This is a genomic window from Aeromicrobium sp. S22, from assembly GCF_009661045.1.
Lineage (GTDB): Bacteria > Actinomycetota > Actinomycetes > Propionibacteriales > Nocardioidaceae > Aeromicrobium > Aeromicrobium yanjiei.
On sequence record NZ_WJWV01000001.1, the window covers coordinates 1,067,580 to 1,083,885 of the forward strand.

At 70.5% G+C, this 16,306-nt stretch carries 18 protein-coding genes and 1 riboswitch; of the genes, 6 read left to right on the forward strand and 12 right to left on the reverse strand.

The genetic code is table 11. From position 1 onward, the window contains the following. The 5 genes from modA to glpX are packed head-to-tail and all read right to left on the reverse strand — an operon-like array spanning position 1 to position 3,778. Positions 1–750: a molybdate ABC transporter substrate-binding protein gene (gene modA / locus GEV27_RS05275; protein WP_153933629.1), complete on the reverse strand. Its 750-nt coding sequence runs from the start codon at positions 748–750 to the stop codon at positions 1–3. Then, complete coding sequence (locus tag GEV27_RS05280) at positions 747–1,151, reverse strand: molybdopterin-binding protein (RefSeq protein ID WP_153933630.1); 405 nt, start codon at positions 1,149–1,151, stop codon at positions 747–749. The genes modA and GEV27_RS05280 overlap by 4 nt, the downstream gene beginning before the upstream one ends. Before the next feature lie 34 nt (positions 1,152–1,185). Further along, on the reverse strand, positions 1,186–1,830 hold the full coding sequence (locus GEV27_RS05285; protein WP_153653761.1) for an FMN-binding negative transcriptional regulator: 645 nt from the start codon (positions 1,828–1,830) through the stop codon (positions 1,186–1,188). Then, the gene (locus GEV27_RS05290) at positions 1,827–2,753 is read right to left on the reverse strand and encodes an alpha/beta fold hydrolase (RefSeq protein ID WP_153653759.1); all 927 of its coding nucleotides are present in this window, start codon (positions 2,751–2,753) and stop codon (positions 1,827–1,829) included. The genes GEV27_RS05285 and GEV27_RS05290 overlap by 4 nt, the downstream gene beginning before the upstream one ends. A gap of 17 nt (positions 2,754–2,770) precedes the next feature. Continuing rightward, the gene (glpX, locus tag GEV27_RS05295; RefSeq protein WP_153653757.1) at positions 2,771–3,778 is read right to left on the reverse strand and encodes a class II fructose-bisphosphatase; all 1,008 of its coding nucleotides are present in this window, start codon (positions 3,776–3,778) and stop codon (positions 2,771–2,773) included. A 110-nt stretch (positions 3,779–3,888) separates the two neighbouring features. Here glpX and GEV27_RS05300 point away from each other — a divergent pair, with 110 nt between their 5' ends. Beyond that, positions 3,889–4,416 (forward strand): DUF4245 domain-containing protein, encoded by a 528-nt coding sequence (locus tag GEV27_RS05300; protein ID WP_228764919.1) that lies wholly within the window; start codon positions 3,889–3,891, stop codon positions 4,414–4,416. On the opposite strand, the gene GEV27_RS05305 is transcribed toward GEV27_RS05300, so the two are convergent. Genes GEV27_RS05305 through GEV27_RS05315 form a run of 3 tightly spaced genes read right to left on the reverse strand, consistent with a single transcriptional unit; the run spans position 4,389 to position 6,404 of the window. Then, complete coding sequence (locus GEV27_RS05305) at positions 4,389–4,616, reverse strand: exodeoxyribonuclease VII small subunit (RefSeq protein ID WP_153653753.1); 228 nt, start codon at positions 4,614–4,616, stop codon at positions 4,389–4,391. The genes GEV27_RS05300 and GEV27_RS05305 overlap by 28 nt on opposite strands. Next, positions 4,609–5,868 (reverse strand): exodeoxyribonuclease VII large subunit, encoded by a 1,260-nt coding sequence (xseA, locus tag GEV27_RS05310; RefSeq protein ID WP_153933633.1) that lies wholly within the window; start codon positions 5,866–5,868, stop codon positions 4,609–4,611. The genes GEV27_RS05305 and xseA overlap by 8 nt, the downstream gene beginning before the upstream one ends. A gap of 26 nt (positions 5,869–5,894) precedes the next feature. After that, positions 5,895–6,404 carry a C40 family peptidase gene (locus GEV27_RS05315; RefSeq protein WP_153653749.1) on the reverse strand — a complete coding sequence of 170 codons (510 nt, stop codon included), beginning with the start codon at positions 6,402–6,404 and terminating at the stop codon, positions 5,895–5,897. Positions 6,405–6,406: 2 nt separating this feature from the next. Next, a riboswitch (cyclic di-AMP (ydaO/yuaA leader) is annotated at positions 6,407–6,582 on the reverse strand. A gap of 122 nt (positions 6,583–6,704) precedes the next feature. On the opposite strand from GEV27_RS05315, the gene GEV27_RS05320 reads away from it, so the two are divergent. Continuing rightward, on the forward strand, positions 6,705–7,700 hold the full coding sequence (locus GEV27_RS05320; protein WP_153910244.1) for a 4-hydroxy-3-methylbut-2-enyl diphosphate reductase: 996 nt from the start codon (positions 6,705–6,707) through the stop codon (positions 7,698–7,700). Between the two features lie 120 nt (positions 7,701–7,820). Here the strand turns inward: GEV27_RS05320 and ggt are convergent, their stop codons facing one another. Further along, the gene (ggt, locus tag GEV27_RS05325) at positions 7,821–9,650 is read right to left on the reverse strand and encodes a gamma-glutamyltransferase (protein ID WP_153933634.1); all 1,830 of its coding nucleotides are present in this window, start codon (positions 9,648–9,650) and stop codon (positions 7,821–7,823) included. Positions 9,651–9,751: 101 nt separating this feature from the next. Here ggt and GEV27_RS05330 point away from each other — a divergent pair, with 101 nt between their 5' ends. Continuing rightward, on the forward strand, positions 9,752–11,635 hold the full coding sequence (locus GEV27_RS05330; RefSeq protein WP_153653743.1) for a Na+/H+ antiporter: 1,884 nt from the start codon (positions 9,752–9,754) through the stop codon (positions 11,633–11,635). Positions 11,636–11,721: 86 nt separating this feature from the next. Here GEV27_RS05330 and GEV27_RS05335 read toward each other — a convergent pair whose 3' ends face one another. The 3 genes from GEV27_RS05335 to GEV27_RS05345 are packed head-to-tail and all read right to left on the reverse strand — an operon-like array spanning position 11,722 to position 13,602. Further along, positions 11,722–12,144 (reverse strand): DUF6542 domain-containing protein, encoded by a 423-nt coding sequence (locus GEV27_RS05335; RefSeq protein ID WP_153933635.1) that lies wholly within the window; start codon positions 12,142–12,144, stop codon positions 11,722–11,724. A gap of 2 nt (positions 12,145–12,146) precedes the next feature. After that, complete coding sequence (locus GEV27_RS05340; RefSeq protein ID WP_153910246.1) at positions 12,147–13,223, reverse strand: DNA recombination protein RmuC; 1,077 nt, start codon at positions 13,221–13,223, stop codon at positions 12,147–12,149. Between the two features lie 52 nt (positions 13,224–13,275). Then, on the reverse strand, positions 13,276–13,602 hold the full coding sequence (locus tag GEV27_RS05345) for an antibiotic biosynthesis monooxygenase (protein WP_153653737.1): 327 nt from the start codon (positions 13,600–13,602) through the stop codon (positions 13,276–13,278). 131 nt (positions 13,603–13,733) lie between these two features. On the opposite strand from GEV27_RS05345, the gene GEV27_RS05350 reads away from it, so the two are divergent. Genes GEV27_RS05350 through GEV27_RS05360 form a run of 3 tightly spaced genes read left to right on the forward strand, consistent with a single transcriptional unit; the run spans position 13,734 to position 16,304 of the window. After that, positions 13,734–14,309, forward strand: coding sequence for an LppA family lipoprotein (locus GEV27_RS05350; protein WP_153653735.1), 576 nt, complete (start codon positions 13,734–13,736; stop codon positions 14,307–14,309). Positions 14,310–14,319: 10 nt separating this feature from the next. Beyond that, entirely contained in the window at positions 14,320–14,622 is a 303-nt protein-coding gene (locus tag GEV27_RS05355) for a type VII secretion target (protein WP_153653733.1), read from the forward strand. Continuing rightward, positions 14,619–16,304 carry an alpha/beta hydrolase gene (locus tag GEV27_RS05360; RefSeq protein ID WP_153933636.1) on the forward strand — a complete coding sequence of 562 codons (1,686 nt, stop codon included), beginning with the start codon at positions 14,619–14,621 and terminating at the stop codon, positions 16,302–16,304. Before GEV27_RS05355 ends, GEV27_RS05360 begins: the two co-directional genes overlap by 4 nt. Positions 16,305–16,306 lie beyond the last annotated feature (2 nt).

Genomic DNA, 16,306 nt, shown 5'->3' on the forward strand with positions numbered 1-16,306 from the left:
TCAGCGCGGACCGAACCCGGCGGCGCGCAGCACGTCCTGGCCCGGTCCGGTCGCGACGAAGTCGACGAAGCTCTGCGCGAGGACGCCCTCGTCGCTGCGCGACAGGCTCGCGATCGGATAGGTGCTCACGACCTCGGCGGACTCGGCGAACGGCACTCCGTCCACGGAGTCGCCCGCGGCCTTGACGTCGGTGACGTAGACGAGACCCGCGTCGGCCTCGCCCGCGGCGACCTTGCTGAGCACGTCGGTCACCGACTGCTCCTCGCTGACCGGCTCGATGTCGATGCCGGCGATCTTCTCCACGCGGTGCGCCGCCGCTCCGCAGGGGACCGCGGGCGCGCACAGCACGACCTGGACATCTCGACCGGCGAGGTCGGCGAGGGAGCGTATGTCCGCGGGGTTGCCCGGCGGTGTCGCGATCTCGAGCCGGTTGGACCCGATCGAGTCGAGCACCTCGACCAGGCCGTCGTCCTGGGCGACGCGCATGGTGCGCTCGTCCGCGGTGGCCAGCACGTCGGCAGGCGCACCCTGCTCGACCTGGGCCACCAGATCGGCCGAGCCGGCGAAGCTGAGCCGCACCGTGACGCCCGGGTTCTCGGCCTCGAACTGCTCGGCGACTTCACTGAACGAGTCCTTGAGGGATGCCGCCGCGAACACCGTCAGCGTGCGGTCGCCCGCCGCGTCCTCGGAGGAGGAGCCGCACGCTGTCAGGCTCGCCAGCAGCAGGGCGACAGCCGCCGGCCACTTCATGCGGACGTCCCGGGCGACTCGATGATGACGTTGGTCGACTTGATGACGGCCACGGCGACCGACCCGGGCTCGAGGCCGAGCTCGTCGACGGCCTCGCTGCTCATGAGCGACACCACGCGGAACGGGCCGCACTGCATCTCGACCTGTGCCATCACGGTGTCGGCCTTGACCGCCGTCACGAGGCCGACGAACCGGTTGCGGGCCGAGCTCGCGGCGCCGGACGGATCGGCCATCGAGCGGGCCTGGTCCTGCGCGAACGCCGCGAGCTCCTTGCCCGCGATGGCCATGCGGCCGCCCGCATCGGGGACGGACGTCAGCGCCCCGCTGCTGACCCACCGCCGGACGGTGTCGTCGCTGACACCGAGGAACCGGGCAGCGTCCGAGATCCGTATGTGCGCCATGATCCTCACCTTAGGGGATCAGGTGCGGAGGTGCTCAGCCTTCGTGATCCGCAGATGCGGAGCCGACGTGCTCGGTCCGGGCACGTTCGATCTCGTCCGCGAGGTAGGGCTGGTGGTACGGGCCGGGTGCGCGCAGGTGATCGATCACGGACTGCACCGTGGCCGGGTCCTTGTCCTGGCTCATCTTGACCTTCGCGGTGAAGCGGTCGACCGGGATCCGCAGCCCGACCGTTCCCTTGGCGGCGCGGGCACCCAGCTCCTGGTCGAGCCACGCGGGGTGCTCGACGTGCTGCTCGAAGTGCGCGGTGAGCTGGGTCAGGACGGCGAGGTTCTCCTCCTCGCCGAGCACCTGGGGCGTGCCGTGGCAGTGCACCGTGCTGAAGTCCCACGTCGGGATCCGGCCCGCCGCGGGTGCGTACCAGCTAGGGGAGATGTAGCCGTGCGGCCCCTGGAACACCAGCAGCACCTCGCTCTCGCCGAGGCCGTGGAGCTGCTCGTCGGGACGACCCACGTGGGTGACGATCGTGAGGCCGTCGGCGTCCTCGTCGAGCAGCATCGGGTAGTGCGAGGCCACCAGGTCGCCGTCGTGGTGGCTGACGATCATGCCCCACGGGTTCTCGGCGATGATCCGCCGCACGACCTGCTCGTCGTCGGTGGCGTACGCCGGGTTGTGCCTCATCGCGCCTCCTCGGTGCCCGACGCCCTCGCGGCGGTGCGGGCGATCGTCTCGATGTACGTCGAGTAGAGCTGGGCCGGCAGGTCGTGCGCCATTCCGGCGATCTCGATGTGCTCCGCGTTCGGGATCGCGTCGGCCGTCGCCTTGCCGCCGGAGCGGTGCACGAGGGGATCGTTCAGGCCGTGGATCACCGCTACCGGGAGATCGAGCCGCCCCAGGGCCCGGGTGCGGTCGGGCTGGGTCAGCACCGCGAGCATCTGGCGGCGGACCCCGCTCGCCGACCACCCCCGGTCGTACGTCTCGTAGGCGCGCTCGAGATCGGTCTGCTCGTCGGACGGGAACCCGGGGGAGCCGATGACCTTCGAGCCCCTGACGGACCTGGCGGCGTACGAGTCGCGGGTCCGCCCGGGGGAGGAGAGCAGGACCGGCAGCACCTTGGGGTGTTGGAGGCCGACCGTGCGCTTTCCGGTCGTCGACATGATCGAGACCAGCGACAAGGCGCGCTCGGGGTGCTCGATCGCGATCGTCTGCGCGATCATGCCGCCCATCGACACGCCGACCAGGTGGGCCCGGTCGATGCCGAGGTGGTCGAGCACGCCGATGCCGTCGTCGGCCATGTCGCTCAGGGTGTACGGAGGCGTGACCCCCGCGGCACCCGGCAGGTTGGCGAAGGCGCGGACGATGTCGGCGCGGCTGACCGGGTGCTGGCGCAGCTTGGTGGACCGGCCGGTGTCGCGGTTGTCGTAGCGGATCACGAAGAAGCCGCGCTCGGCCAGCTGCTCGCAGAACGGGACCGACCACCACCCCATCGGCCCGCCGAGGCCCATGATGAGCAGGACCGCAGGGTCGTCCGGGCTGCCGAACGTCTCAAAGCAGATGTCGATGCCCGAGGGCAGTGAGGCGAAGAGCTCTCCGGACCGCGTCATCTCACCACGGTGACATATCAGTGTTCGTAGTCGATGGCCGAGTAGGCCTGGAGCTTGCCCAGCTGGTGCTCGCTCGTGATCTTGCGGATCGTGCCGCTGCGCGAGCGCATGACCAGTGACTCGGTGTACGCCTTGCCGGCGCCGTAGCGGACGCCGTTCATGAGCTCGCCGTCCGTGATGCCGGTCGCGACGAAGAAGCAGTCGTCGGCGGTGACGAGGTCGTTGGTGTGCAGCACCCGGTCGAGGTCGTGGCCGGCGTCGATCGCGCGCTGGCGCTCGTCGTCGTCGATGGGCCACAGCTTGCCCTGGATCGTGCCGCCGATCGCCTTGATCGCGCACGCCGTGATGATGCCCTCGGGCGTGCCGCCGACGCCGACCAGCAGGTCGACCCCGGTGTCGGGACGCGCGGCGGTGATGCCGCCGGCGACGTCGCCGTCGATGATGAACTTGATGCGGGCGCCCGCGGCGCGGATCTCGTCGACCAGGCCCTGGTGGCGGGGACGGTCGAGGACGCAGACCGTGACGTCGCTGTGGGAGATGCCCTTGGCCTTGGCGACCAGGGCGATGTTCTCGGCGACGGGCAGGCGGATGTCGACGACGTCGGCGGCCTCGGGGCCGGCGATGAGCTTCTCCATGTAGAACACGGCGGACGGGTCGTACATCGAGCCGCGCGGTGCGACGGCCATGACCGACACGGCGTTGGGCAGGCTCTTGGCGGTCAGGGTCGTGCCGTCGATGGGGTCGACCGCGACATCGCACGCCGGACCGGTGCCGTCACCGACCTCCTCGCCGTTGAACAGCATGGGGGCCTCGTCCTTCTCGCCCTCGCCGATCACGACGACACCGCTCATCTGCACGGTGTTGATGAGCGAGCGCATCGCGTTGACCGCGACGCCGTCGGCGCCGTTCTTGTCACCACGGCCGACCCACCGGCCGGCGGCCATCGCTCCTGCCTCGGTCACGCGGACCAGGTCGAGGGCGAGGTTACGGTCAGGCGCCTGGGCGGCGGGCTTGAGGCTGTCCACGGGGTCATCGTAGCGGGCCCGGGCCGTGGGGCAGTCGCGTGTGCAGTCCGTGGACGACGAGGTGGACCGGCCCCGTAGGGTGGACGCGCCGACGTCGCGAAAGGATGCCGATGAGCTCGACCGGTTCCTCCCGGGGCAATCCCGCAATGGGTGACATCCTGCGCTCCGTCGCAGTGCTCGGACTCATCGTGCTGGCGCTCTGGGCGTTCGGCAAGATCCTGTTCACCAACGACACCGCGAAGACGATCGACCCGATCGACTACGCCAAGGTCGTCGAGCAGGCCCGCCCGGTCGCGTCCTTCCCGCTGCTCGCGCCCACGTCGCTGCCGCGCGGCTGGGAGGCCAGGACCGCCCGCTTCGACCCGGAGGCGTGGCACCTCGGCGTCTTCACCGACTCCGGCGACTACATCGGCTTGGAGCAGATCAAGGTCAGTGCCGATCGTGCGGTCGACCGTTTCGCCGAGGGCAGCAAGCCCGCGGGCAAGGCCGAGGTCGACGGGCAGGAGTGGTCGGTCCGCTCGGGCCCCAAGGGCCGGTGGATCTACGTCCGCGCCGAGGACGGCGTGACGACTCTGATCAACAGCTCGGCCTCGCGCAAGGTCGTCGAGCGCTACATCTCCTCGCTGTCGACGTCCTGATCGCCCGAGCGCGAGGCGGCCGCCAGCCGGGCCTTCGCGCCGTCGAGCCAGGTCTGGCAGATCGCCGCGAGCTGCTCGCCGCGCTCCCACAGGGCAAGTGACTCGTCCAGGCTCGTGCCGCCGGCCTCGAGCCGCTGCACGACGGCGATCAGCTCGTCGCGAGCCTGCTCGTAGGGGATCTCCGGAGTGGTCTCAGTCATCGTCGGGCTCCTCTGGGGGCAGGGGGATGTCGGCAGGATGGGCGGGCAGGGCGGCCAGGGTGCGGGCGCGGATCGTGCCGTCGGCGACACGGACCGTGAGCTCGGTGCCGTCGGGGACCTGCTGGATCGACGTGATCACCGCGCCGTCGGCGAGCTGCGCCACTGCGTAGCCCCGCTGGAGGGTGGCGAGCGGGGACAGCCCTCGCACCCGGGCCAGGTGGTGGCCGATCTCGTCGCCGGCACGGTCCAGGCGGTGCCCGAGTGAGCGACGGGCGCGGTCACGGACGTCGTGGAGCCGGACCTCCTCGGCCTCGACGAGCGTCGCGGGACGGGCGAGGACGGGGCGCGAGCGCAGGTCCGCCAGGCCGCGCTGCTCGCGATCGACCCGCGAGCGTACGGCCAGCAGCGCCCGCTCGCGCATGGCCGCGACCCCGGCGAGCTCTTCGCGGACGTCGGGCACGATGCGCTTGGCGGCGTCGGTCGGCGTGGACGCCCGCAGGTCGGCGACCAGGTCGAGGATCGGGGTGTCCGGCTCGTGGCCGATCGCGCTGACGACGGGGACCGTGCAGGCGTGGACCGCCCGGATCAGCCCCTCGTCCGAGAACGGGAGGAGATCCTCGATCGAGCCGCCACCGCGGGCGATCACGATCAGGTCGACCGAGGCGTCCGCCGACAGCTCGGCCAGCGCCCGCATCACGTCGCGCGCCGAGTCGTTGCCCTGCATCAGGGCGTGCCGGACCACGAAGCGCACGTCGGGCCAGCGCAGCTGGGCGTTCTGCAGGACGTCGCGCTCGGCGGCGGAGTTCTTGCCCGTGATCAGGCCGATGCCGCGCGGCAGGACCGGCAGGGGCCTCTTGAGCCGCGGGTCGAACAGTCCCTCGGCCGCGAGCAGCTGCTTGCGACGTTCGAGCTGGGCCAGCAGCTCGCCCTCTCCCTGGGGTCTGATCTCCCGCAGCTCGAGGGCGAGGCTGCCGCGCGGGGCGTAGAAGCTCGGCTTGGCGTGCACGACGACGCGCGAGCCCTCGGTGATGGGGGCGTGCGAGGCGTCGAGCACGCTCGCGTGGCACTTGGCCTCGATCGAGACCTTGGCCTGCAGGTCGCGCAGCGTCAGGAAGCACATCCCCTGGCGCCGTGTGAGCGAGGCGATCTCGGCCTCGATCCACACGGCGCCCAGGCGGTCGACGTAGCCGGCCAGGAGCTGGGAGATCTGCCGCAGCGGTGCAGGGGTCTCCGCGCTCGTCTCCAGGGCCATGCGATCACCCTAGAGGTGGGGTCGGACTAGCCGTGCGTGCCGGCGATGGTCGTCTTGACGGCCTTGTTGGTGCTGGTCATCTTGAGACCGCCGCCGGGGCGGACCACGACGTAGCCCTGCGACCAGATCTTGTGCTTGCCGACCGGGACGCCGGTGCGCTGGGCCTCCCACATCTTGCCGCCGCCGGCGTAGATGGCCGAGTGGTACGCGCTGCCGCCGCGGCGGAACACGAGGATGTCGCCGGGCTTCTTCTTGCCCTTGGCGATCCGCTTGCCCTTGAGCTGGGCGCCGGACGTGCGGCCGATCTTCTTGCCGGCCTTCTTGTAGACGTACTGGACGTAGCCCGAGCAGTCGAAGGCGCGGGGGCCGGCGCCGCCCCACTTGTAGGGCTTGCCCTTGAGCTTGGCCGCCTGCTTGAGGACGGTGTCTGCGCGGGTCGTGGTGGTGGTCTTGGCGTTTGCGGTGCCCGTCAGGCCGGTCAGGACGACGACGAGGGCGGTGAACAGGGTCGCGAGGACACGTGTGTACGTGCGCATAGGGGTTCCTTCGTGCACGCCTGTGAAAGATGACCTGTCGGGTTCAGGCGCGAAGGATGCCTGTCGGATCGATACCGATTAACCCCAAGGCTCCGGTGGGAGCCGTCGTGCTGGGTCTTCCATGCCCGTCTCGTGTGTTGACTCCTGCGGACGTGACGGGCCTCGGCGCGTACGCAGTGCCGCCCCGGTGGAGGCAACCGGACCGACATTACAGGCCGAATCAACCTCGTGCGCCCCGAATGAGGTGTGAGGACCATCGCGTCGGGCCCGGGCGCATTGCGTGTCACCTAGGATGAAGGCATGTCTTCCCAGGTCTCCCTTGGCATGCCCCCGGTCGGTGGCAGCGTGCTGCTCGCCGATCCCCGTGGCTACTGCGCGGGCGTCGATCGCGCGGTCATCACGGTCGAGAAGGCACTGGACCTCTACGGTGCGCCGGTCTACGTGCGCAAGCAGATCGTGCACAACAAGCACGTGGTCAACAACCTCGCGGCCCGTGGCGCGATCTTCGTCGAGGAGCTCGACGAGGTGCCCGAGGGAGCCACGGTCGTGTTCTCCGCGCACGGCGTCTCGCCCATGGTCCACGCCGAGGCGGCCGAGCGTCAGCTCAAGACGATCGACGCGACCTGCCCGCTGGTCACCAAGGTGCACCACGAGGCCAGGCGGTTCGCGAGCGACGGCTACCAGATCCTGCTGATCGGCCACGAGGGTCACGAGGAGGTCGAGGGCACCGCGGGCGAGGCTCCCGAGCACATCACGCTCGTGCAGACCCCCGACGACGTCGACCACATCGAGTTCCCGCCCGGCACCCGCCTGTCGTGGCTCTCGCAGACCACTCTCAGCGTCGACGAGACGATGGAGACGGTCAGCCGGCTGCGTGCGAAGTTCCCGCAGCTGGAGGATCCGCCGTCCGACGACATCTGCTACGCCACGCAGAACCGGCAGGTCGCGGTCAAGGAGATCGCCAAGAACGCCGATCTGGTGATCGTGGTCGGCTCGGCCAACTCCTCCAACTCGGTGCGTCTCGTCGAGGTCGCGCTGGAGGCCGGTGCGAAGGCGTCCTACCGCATCGACGACATCTCCGAGATCGACGAGGCCTGGCTCGACGGCGTCCAGACGGTCGGCGTGACCTCGGGAGCGTCCGTGCCGGACGATCTCGTGCAGGAGGTGCTGGGCTATCTCGCCGATCACGGCCACCCGGACGCCGACGCCGTGCGCACCGCCGACGAGAGCCTGATCTTCGCCCTGCCGCCCGAGCTCCGCAAGGACATGAAGGCCGCAGGCGTCCCCTACAAGTAGCCAGCCCCCCAGCCCACCAGCCCACCAGCCCAGATTTGCGGAGTCCTGCACGCTTTCGCGGGCGAAAACAGTGCAGAACCCCGCAAATGTGGGCTGGGGGCGGGCTGGGGCTGGGGCTAGCTACCGCCCGGGGCGTACGACCTGGGCGCTGCCGCCCCCTCGGCGCTTGGGCTCGGCGGCCGCGATGAAACGGCCGCTCCTGTCCACCTCGATCGTCGCCGCGGCGCCGATCTCCGCAGCGGACGTGAACTGGTCGCCCGACGGCACGAGCCGCTGCCCGTACGGTGCGAGCGCGTCCTCGTAGGCCGCGATGAACTCCGGCTCGGCGGGGGTCGTGGCGGCGTTGCGCTGGGACGCACGCGGGGCCGCGACGGCCTGGGGCAGGGTCATGCCCAGGTCGATCCGGTTGAGCAGGATCTGCAGGACTGTGGTGATGATCGTGGCGCCGCCGGGTGAGCCGACGACGTACTTCACCTTGCCGTCCTTGAGCACGATCGTCGGCGCCATCGAGGAGCGCGGACGCTTGCCGGGGGCGATGCGGTTGGGGTCCTTCGGGTCGTACGCCGCGGTGAAGTCGGTCAGCTCGTTGTTGAGCAGGAAGCCGCGCCCCGGCACCGTCATCGCCGAGCCACCGGTCTGCTCGATCGTGAGCGTGTAGGCCGCCGCATTGCCCCAGCGGTCCACGACCGACAGGTGGGTGGTCGAGACGTTCTCGGTGTCGGGCTTCTCCGCGGCCGCCCGCGTCGCGCAGCCCCTGCCGTCCAGCGAGCCCGCCGCGACCGGCTTCGGCGCGGCCTGGGTCGGGTCGATCGTGCAGTCGCGCGAGTCGGCGAAGCGCTGGCTCAGCAGCGTCCGGGTCGGCACGTCGACGAACGCTGGATCTCCGACGTACGCGTTGCGGTCGGCGAACGCCCGCGCGGACGCCTCGAGATACAGGTGCAGGCTGCGGGCGGTGCGCGTCCCTCCACCGAGGCGGTGGTTCTCCAGGATGTTGAGCGCCTCGCCCACCGAGGTGCCGCCCGACGAGGACGGCGCCATGCCGTAGACCGACAGGCCGCGGTAGGAGACCTTGGTCGGGTCCTGCTTCCTGACCCGGTACGTCGCGAGGTCCCGGGTCGTCATCGAGCCGGCGGGTGCGGGCAGTGCGGAGGCGGGGTCCTTGCGCGGGTGCCGCACGACGTCCGCGATCTCGGCGGCCAGCGTGCCCCGGTAGAACGCGTCGGGTCCCCGGCTCGCGATGCGGGACAGCGTGCGGGCCAGGTCGGGGTTGCGGAACCGGGTGCCGACCTTGGGCGCGTCCCCGCCGGGCAGGAACAGCTCGGCCGTGTCGGGGAAGGCCGCGAACCGGGTCTTGTTGTCCAGGGTCTGGTTGCGGAAGGTGTCGTCGACGACGAAGCCCTTGCGAGCGAGCTCGATCGAGGGCGCCAGCGTGCGGGCGAGGGAGCGGGTGCCGAAGCGGTCGAGGGCGGACTTCCACGTCGCGACCGTCCCGGGGACGCCGACGGCCACGCCGGACGACACGAGGTCGGGCGTGAACGTGTAGGGCTTGCCCGTCGCGGGGTCGACGAACGCGTCGGGCTTGATGCCCGCCGGTGCGGTCTCGCGCCCGTCGATCGTGCTGACCTTCTTGCGCTTGGCGTCGTAGTAGACGAAGTAGCCGCCTCCGCCGATGCCCGCGCTGTACGGCTCGGCGACGCCGAGCGCGGATGCCATCGCGACGGCCGCGTCGGCGGCGTTGCCGCCCTTGCGCAGCACCTCGACACCGATGCGGCTGACATTGGCGTCGACCGAGCTGACGGCGCCCCCTCGGCCGTACGCGGTGGCGTCCGACGAGGGCGCGGACGGTGTCGCGCCGGCGTCCTGCGGGGCGACGCCCACCAGGGCGGCCCCCACGGCCGCGGCAGCGGCGACGGCGACGATCGGACGGCTACGACGTACGAGAACGGTCATGGTTGGCTTCCCCCCGGAAGTGGTGACGTCCTCACACCGTACGACTGCCGGGCCGACCGCGCGAGCCCGCGGAGATCGTTGCCGGCTGAGACAATGTCGAGGTGGACACTGCCTTCACCCTCGTGACATTGCTGGCCACCGTCGTCGCGGTGAGCGCGCTCGCCGGCAAGTACGGACTGTCCGCCCCCTTGGTCTTGATCGTGGTCGGCATCGCGGGCTCGTACATCTCGGTGTTCCCGGACTATCGGCTCACGCCGGAGATCGTGCTGGTGGGTCTGCTCCCGCCGTTGCTGTACGCCGCGGCCATCCGGACGTCGCTGATCGACTTCGAGGCCAATCTCAGACCCATCGCGCTGCTCAGCGTCGGCCTGGTGCTCTTCACGACGGTCGTCGTCGGATTCCTGGTCTCGGCGCTGCTCCACATCCCGTTGGCGGCGGGATTCGCGCTGGGGGCGGTCGTGGCGCCGCCGGACGCCGTGGCCGCGACCGCGATCGCGCGCCGGATCGGACTGCCGCGACGGGTCGTGACGATCCTCGAGGGCGAGAGCCTGGTCAACGACGCGACCGCGATCGTCACGCTGCGCACGTCGATCGCGGCGATCTCGGGGTCGGTCAGCGCCTGGCAAGTGGGTGCGGGCTTCGTGGTCTCGGCGGTCGGCGGGGTGGCGATCGGTCTCGCGGTGGCCATGGTCGTGGGCCGCATCCGCCGCCACATCCAGGACGAGGTCACCGACGTGGCGGTGTCGCTGCTGACTCCCTGGATCGCGTACCTGCCGGCCGAGGAGATCCACGTCCCCGGTCTCGACTCCCAGCCGTCGGGCGTGCTCGCGGTCGTCGTCGCGGGCATCATCCTCGGTCACAAGTCGCCGATCATCCAGTCCGGCGCTTCGCGGCTGTTCGAGCGGACCAACTGGGCCACGATCTCGTACGTCCTGGAGAACTCGGTCTTCTTGCTGATCGGCCTGCAGATCCGCACGATCGTCGACGACGCCCGCGGCTCCGACCTGTCCGCCACCCGGATCACGCTGTCGTGCATCGCGGTGCTGGTCACGGTGATCGTGGTGCGGATGGTCTGGGTGTTCCCCGCGACGTACCTGCCCCGGCTCATCCCCAGCGTGGCCGAGAACGAGCAGCGGCCCACGCCGCAGTCGGCGTTCCTCGTGGCATGGACCGGCATGCGCGGCGTGGTGACGCTCGCTGCGGTGTTCCTGCTGCCCGAGGACACCCCGCAGCGCGAGGTGCTGGTGCTGATGGCGTTCGTCGTCACGGTCGGCACCCTGATGATCCAGGGGCTGAGCGTCCCGTGGCTGGTGCGCCGGCTCAGGGTGCCCGGGCCCGATCGGCACGAGGACCACCTGCAGGAGGCGGCCATCTTCCAGGCGGTGACCGACGCGGGCATGGAGTACCTCGACAAGGAGGTCGAGGGGACGGTGCCCGAGCCGGTCATGGACCGGCTGCGCTCGCGGGCTACCGATCGCACCAACGCGGTGTGGGAGCGGCTGGGCGGCATCGAGACGCCGAGTGCGCAGTACTCCCGGCTGCGCGCCGAGATGCTGCGGCGCGAGCGTCAGGAGCTGCTGCGGATCCGTGCGTTGGGCACCGTCGACCAGTCCGTGCTGACCCGCATCATGAACGCGCTGGACGTCGAGGAGTCGATCCTCGACCGGCTGTCCGAGGGCGAGACGACGGCGGACCGCGACACCGACCTGCGTCCCACGTACGACCCGAACGGGGCGTGCGAGCACCTGGCCGTCGCGTGCGTGGTGCCGGACCCGGTCACTCCGCAGGGGTGCGAGGAGTGCCTGCGTGACGGCCTCGACTGGGTGCACCTGCGGCTCTGCATGGGGTGCGGCCACGTGGGGTGCTGCGACTCCTCGCACGGGCACGCCACCGCCCACTTCGAGCAGACCGGTCACCCCGTGATGCGCAGCTTCGAGCCCGGTGAGGCCTGGCGTTGGTGCTTCCTCGACGAGGCGACGGGCTGACCGCTCCGTCCCCGCCCAGATTTGCGGACTCCTGCACGTTTCCGCGCGCGGATTCCGTGCAGGACTCCGCAAATCTGGGCTGGGGGTCAGCGCTCGGGGGCGCCGATGATGCGCAGGGCGATCAGGACCAGCGCCAGCCCGTGGCCGATCACGAGCGTCAGCCCGTGGTCGATCGTGCCCGCGATGAGGCGGGCGAACGTGCCGGCGTCCTTGGCCATGCCGTTGACCTGGATCGCGTCGGGGGCGAACAGGCAGACCGCGAGCAGGCTGACGATCAGCAGCACAGGAGGCAGGACGCCGGTGGGGAACAACCCCCGGACGTCCACGCTGAGCGGCGCGGTGACGACGACCAGGACGAAGCCCACCGAGTAGAGCGGGCCGAGCCGGCCGTCCATCAGGTCGAGCAGGACGATCGCGGCCATCGCCACGCAGGACGCGACGAGGACCTGGCCGGCACTCAAGTCGTACCGGGCCACACGTGCTGGTGTGCGGGACACCGCCTGCGTCATGGCTAAGACGTTAGTTCATCGACCAGCTCAGGAGCGGTCAATGAACGGGGTGTCGACTCAACGAGCCTGGGGGACTCGACGGGCGTGGTGGACACGTGCAACGCGTTGAAACGCCGGGCCGTGACGAGGAAGCGCGACTCGATCGAGCTCACCGCGTCGTTGTACGACCGGACCGTCGACTCCAGCGAGCGGCCGAGCTTGTCGACGTGGCCGGCGACCGTGCCGATGCGCTCGTACATCTCGCGGGCGATCGTCTGGATCTCCCGGGCATTGGCTGCGAGCTGCTCCTGCGTCCACGCGTACGCCACGGTGCGCAGCAGCGCGATGAGCGTCGTGGGCGTCGCGAGGACGACCTTCTTCGCCGAGGCGTACTCGAGCAGGGTCGGCTCGGCCTCGAGCGCCGCGGACAGGATCGACTCCCCGGGCACGAACAGCACGACGAACTCGGGGGCCTGGTCGAACTGTGACCAGTAGGACTTGGCCGCGAGCTGGTCGATGTGGGTGCGCACCTGCCGGACGTGACGGCGCAGCTGAGCGGCGCCCTCCTCGTCGGTCTCGGACTGGACGGCGTCGAGATAGGCGTCGAGCGGGACCTTGGAGTCGACCACGACGCGCTTGCCGCCGGCGAGGCGTACGACCATGTCGGGGCGCAGGATCGAGTCGCCGTCGCTCACGCTGACCTGCAGGTCGAAGTCGCAGCGCTCGAGCATGCCCGCGAGCTCGGCGGTGCGCTTGAGGTGCATCTCGCCCCAGCGGCCGCGCACCTGCGGGCGGCGCAGCGCGGTGGCGAGCGACGCGGTCTCCTTGCGCAACGAGTCGCTGGTCAGGCGGACGGCGTCGACCTGCTCGCGCAGCTGGGTGTGCCACTCGATGCGGCTCGCCTCGAGCTGGCGCAGCCGCTCGCCGAAGCGGTCAAGGCTCTCCTTGACCGGCTCGACGGCCTGCGCGGTGGCGGCCGTGGACAGGCTCAGGTCGTGGGCCGAGGCACTCGGCGCGCGCCGGCCACCGAGCAGATAACCGATCGCAAGCCCGGCCACCAGCGCGAGGAGGGCGGTGAGAAGGAGGGGGAAGACGTCCATGCAAGAACAATGACCGCCCCCACCGACAAATCAGCCCCCCCATCCGCGAGGGTCAGCCCTCGGAGCCGCCGGCGACCTCGTAGCTCCAGACCTCGCTGTGGGTCGAGACCGGCTTGGGGGCGTCGCCGCCGGCCCGCTCGGCTGCGGTCCGGTGGCCCTCGGCGAACGACGGCGAGCTGATCCAGGCCTGGAAGTCGTCCTCGCTGGCCCAGCGCGTCAGCACGAGCCACTGCGTACGTTCGTCAGTGGGCTTGAGCAGCTCGAAGCCCTCGAACCCCTGCGCGCCGTCGACGGCACCTGCCCGAGCAGCGAAGCGATGGGCGAGCTCGTCGCCGGATCCGGCGGGGACGGTGATGGCGTTGATCTTGATGACGGTCATGCTTGGCAGCGTAGCCCGGGCTCCGCGCCGGCCACCTGGTTCGAGGGCTGGCTGGTCGCCGTCCCGGTGGTTAGAGTGACGGGCAATCGGGGCCCATCGGGGGGTCCGCCGACAGCGGCGAGGAGCTCGGCGTGGGCAGACAGCGACGACACCGTGGCGTCCTGATCCTCCTGCTGCTGGCCGGTTGGTTGTTGACGGCATGCGGAGAGGACGAGGACTCGACGATGAAGAACACGGCGGATCGACCGTCCATGGAGACGGTCATCGACGACTACACGCAGATGCGCACCGAGATGGTGGCCGCGGTCGACGCGATCGCCGGCGCCGGTGCCTGGGGGAATTCGTCGTCGATCAAGGAGCTGTCGCGCAGCGGGTGCCGTAACGGCGAGGACCCGGACGGCGAGCGCGCCAACCTGCCGAACTACACCCGGAAGGGGCCGCTGACCGGTGACGATCGCGACGCGATCATGGAGGCGGTGTGGAAGGTCGGACGCGCGCACGGCTTCGACGAGGTCGGCACGATCGTCGACCGGCCCGACGACTGGGAGATCTACGGTGAGGACCCCAACGGCGGGCGGTACGTCGTCGGGAGCTCGGCCAACACGGTGATCAGCATCGGCACCGGATGCCATCGCTGGGACACGCAGCCCGCACCGGCGCCGGCTCCGTCGGGGATTCCCGACCACGCCAAGAAGGACAAGGGCTGATCTCGGCGCCATGGGGGACATCGAGGTCGTGACCGCCGAGCTGCGCACCGCCGCCGGCAAGGTGGGGGAGGCAGTAGAGAGCGTCGGTGCAGTGACGCCCGGGACCGCGGTCGGGCGCATCAGCACCGCCCTGCCCGGCAGCGACTCCGCCAGCGCGGCGCGCACCTGCTCGACGTCGTGGACGAGGCGGCTCGAGGACTGGGTCACCGCCGCTGAGGCGCAGAAGTCACGCCTCGCGAGCAGTGCCGAGAACTACGACGGCGCGGACGCCGCGGCGTACAACCGGATGACCCGCCTGCTGAGGCTCCAATGACCACGATCGCGGCGGTCCTGTCCTGGAAGCCGGACCAGCTGTCCGGCGTGGTCGACGACCTGGTCGCGTGCCGCCGCACCCTGGTCGACCTGCAGGACGAGCTCGATGGTGGCCAGCCGCCGACCTCATGGATCTCCGAGGCCGCTGCCCTCGCCCGCCCGGCGCACCAGCGTCTCGGGGACGACCTGGCCGACACGGTCGCCGAGATCAGCTCGGTGCTGACCGCCGTCGACGCCGAGGGGCAGACCCTCGTGCTGGCGTGTCAGCAGCTCAGTGACGCGGTGCAGCACGCTCGGTCCAACGGGTTCAGCGTCGACACGACGACCGGTGCCGTGGTCGACATGCGCAGCACCGAGGGGCAGACCGAGACCGAGGCGGCCGACCGGCAGGCCGTCTGCAACGAGATCGTCGACCGGATCGAGCAGGCGCTGCGCAATGCGGTCAACGCCGACGAGCAGATGGCCGCAGTCCTCAGCTCCGCGGCGACCGGGCTCGACGTCGGCGGCGATCTGTCGGACGCGTCGGACACCGGCGCCGGCCAGGGCCGCAGCGACCTGCTGCCTCCGCCCGAGGGCGGTGCCGCGGACCAGAACGCCTGGTGGAACGGGCTGACGGAGGCCGAGCAGCTCACCGTCATCGCCGACAACCCGCGATGGGTCGGCAACTCCGACGGCATCCCGGCGTGGGCACGCGACCAGGCCAACCGCAACCTGATCGACGACTACCGCTCCGAGCTGCAGGACGAGGCCGACCGGCTGCAGGACAATCTCGACGACAACCGGTTCGGCGGCACGTTCACGAACGACGACGCGCGCCTGGAGGACGTCAAGAACAAGCTCAAGGCACTCGACGAGATCGACGACACGCTTGCGATGGGCAATCGGCAGCTCCTGCTGCTCGACCCCTACAGCGGTGAGCAGCTCCACGCAGCGGTGGCGATCGGCGACGTCGACACCGCCGATCACGTCGCGGCGTTCACGCCCGGGCTCACCAGCACCGTCCAGGACAGCCTGGGCGACTACGACTCCCACATGGCAGAGCTGCAACGCCTGTCCGAGGCGGAGGCCTCCCGCGCCGGTGGTGACGACGGATCCGTGGCCACGGTGACATGGATCGGCTACGACGCGCCGCAGATGGGGATGGATCTGGTCAACCCGGGTCGCAGCGTGCTGAACGACGACCTGGCCCAGGCCGGGGCGGGCGATCTGAACGACTTCTACAACGGCATCGACGCCTCCCGCGACGACGACCCGCACCTGACGGCGCTGGGGCACTCGTACGGCTCGCTGACGACAGGGCTGGCCCTGCAGCAGCAGAACGGCGTCGACGACATGGTCATCTTCGGGTCGCCTGGCCTCGGGACGAGTGACATCGGCGACATCGACGTTCCGGACGACCACTCGTTCCGCATCGAGGCCAAGAACGACGCGGTCGCGGACGGGGGAGTGTTCGGCATCGACCCCAGCCACATGGACGGCATGACGGGTCTGTCGGCCAAGGACGCCGAGCTCGGCGGTGAGGAGTTCGAGGCCTCGGGCGGGCACAGCGAGTACCTCAACGGCGACACCACGAGCCAGCACAACATGGCTGCGGTGATCTCCGGCAACTCCGACCGCATCGTCTACGACGACGGTCGCGGAGCCGGGGACGTGCTGAGCTGGCCCGTACCGGGGACCTACTGACC

Excerpts from the sequence above, each read along its gene's own strand:
- modA (WP_153933629.1), bottom strand. The coding sequence starts at position 750 with ATGAAGTGGCCGGCGGCTGTCGCCCTGCTGCTGGCGAGCCTGACAGCG.
- GEV27_RS05280 (WP_153933630.1), bottom strand. The coding sequence starts at position 1,151 with ATGGCGCACATACGGATCTCGGACGCTGCCCGGTTCCTCGGTGTCAGC.
- GEV27_RS05285 (WP_153653761.1), bottom strand. The coding sequence starts at position 1,830 with ATGAGGCACAACCCGGCGTACGCCACCGACGACGAGCAGGTCGTGCGG.
- GEV27_RS05290 (WP_153653759.1), bottom strand. The coding sequence starts at position 2,753 with ATGACGCGGTCCGGAGAGCTCTTCGCCTCACTGCCCTCGGGCATCGAC.
- GEV27_RS05300 (WP_228764919.1), top strand. The coding sequence starts at position 3,889 with ATGAGCTCGACCGGTTCCTCCCGGGGCAATCCCGCAATGGGTGACATC.
- GEV27_RS05305 (WP_153653753.1), bottom strand. The coding sequence starts at position 4,616 with ATGACTGAGACCACTCCGGAGATCCCCTACGAGCAGGCTCGCGACGAG.
- xseA (WP_153933633.1), bottom strand. The coding sequence starts at position 5,868 with ATGGCCCTGGAGACGAGCGCGGAGACCCCTGCACCGCTGCGGCAGATC.
- GEV27_RS05315 (WP_153653749.1), bottom strand. The coding sequence starts at position 6,404 with ATGCGCACGTACACACGTGTCCTCGCGACCCTGTTCACCGCCCTCGTC.
- GEV27_RS05320 (WP_153910244.1), top strand. The coding sequence starts at position 6,705 with ATGTCTTCCCAGGTCTCCCTTGGCATGCCCCCGGTCGGTGGCAGCGTG.
- ggt (WP_153933634.1), bottom strand. The coding sequence starts at position 9,650 with ATGACCGTTCTCGTACGTCGTAGCCGTCCGATCGTCGCCGTCGCCGCT.
- GEV27_RS05335 (WP_153933635.1), bottom strand. The coding sequence starts at position 12,144 with ATGACGCAGGCGGTGTCCCGCACACCAGCACGTGTGGCCCGGTACGAC.
- GEV27_RS05340 (WP_153910246.1), bottom strand. The coding sequence starts at position 13,223 with ATGGACGTCTTCCCCCTCCTTCTCACCGCCCTCCTCGCGCTGGTGGCC.
- GEV27_RS05345 (WP_153653737.1), bottom strand. The coding sequence starts at position 13,602 with ATGACCGTCATCAAGATCAACGCCATCACCGTCCCCGCCGGATCCGGC.
- GEV27_RS05355 (WP_153653733.1), top strand. The coding sequence starts at position 14,320 with ATGGGGGACATCGAGGTCGTGACCGCCGAGCTGCGCACCGCCGCCGGC.
- GEV27_RS05360 (WP_153933636.1), top strand. The coding sequence starts at position 14,619 with ATGACCACGATCGCGGCGGTCCTGTCCTGGAAGCCGGACCAGCTGTCC.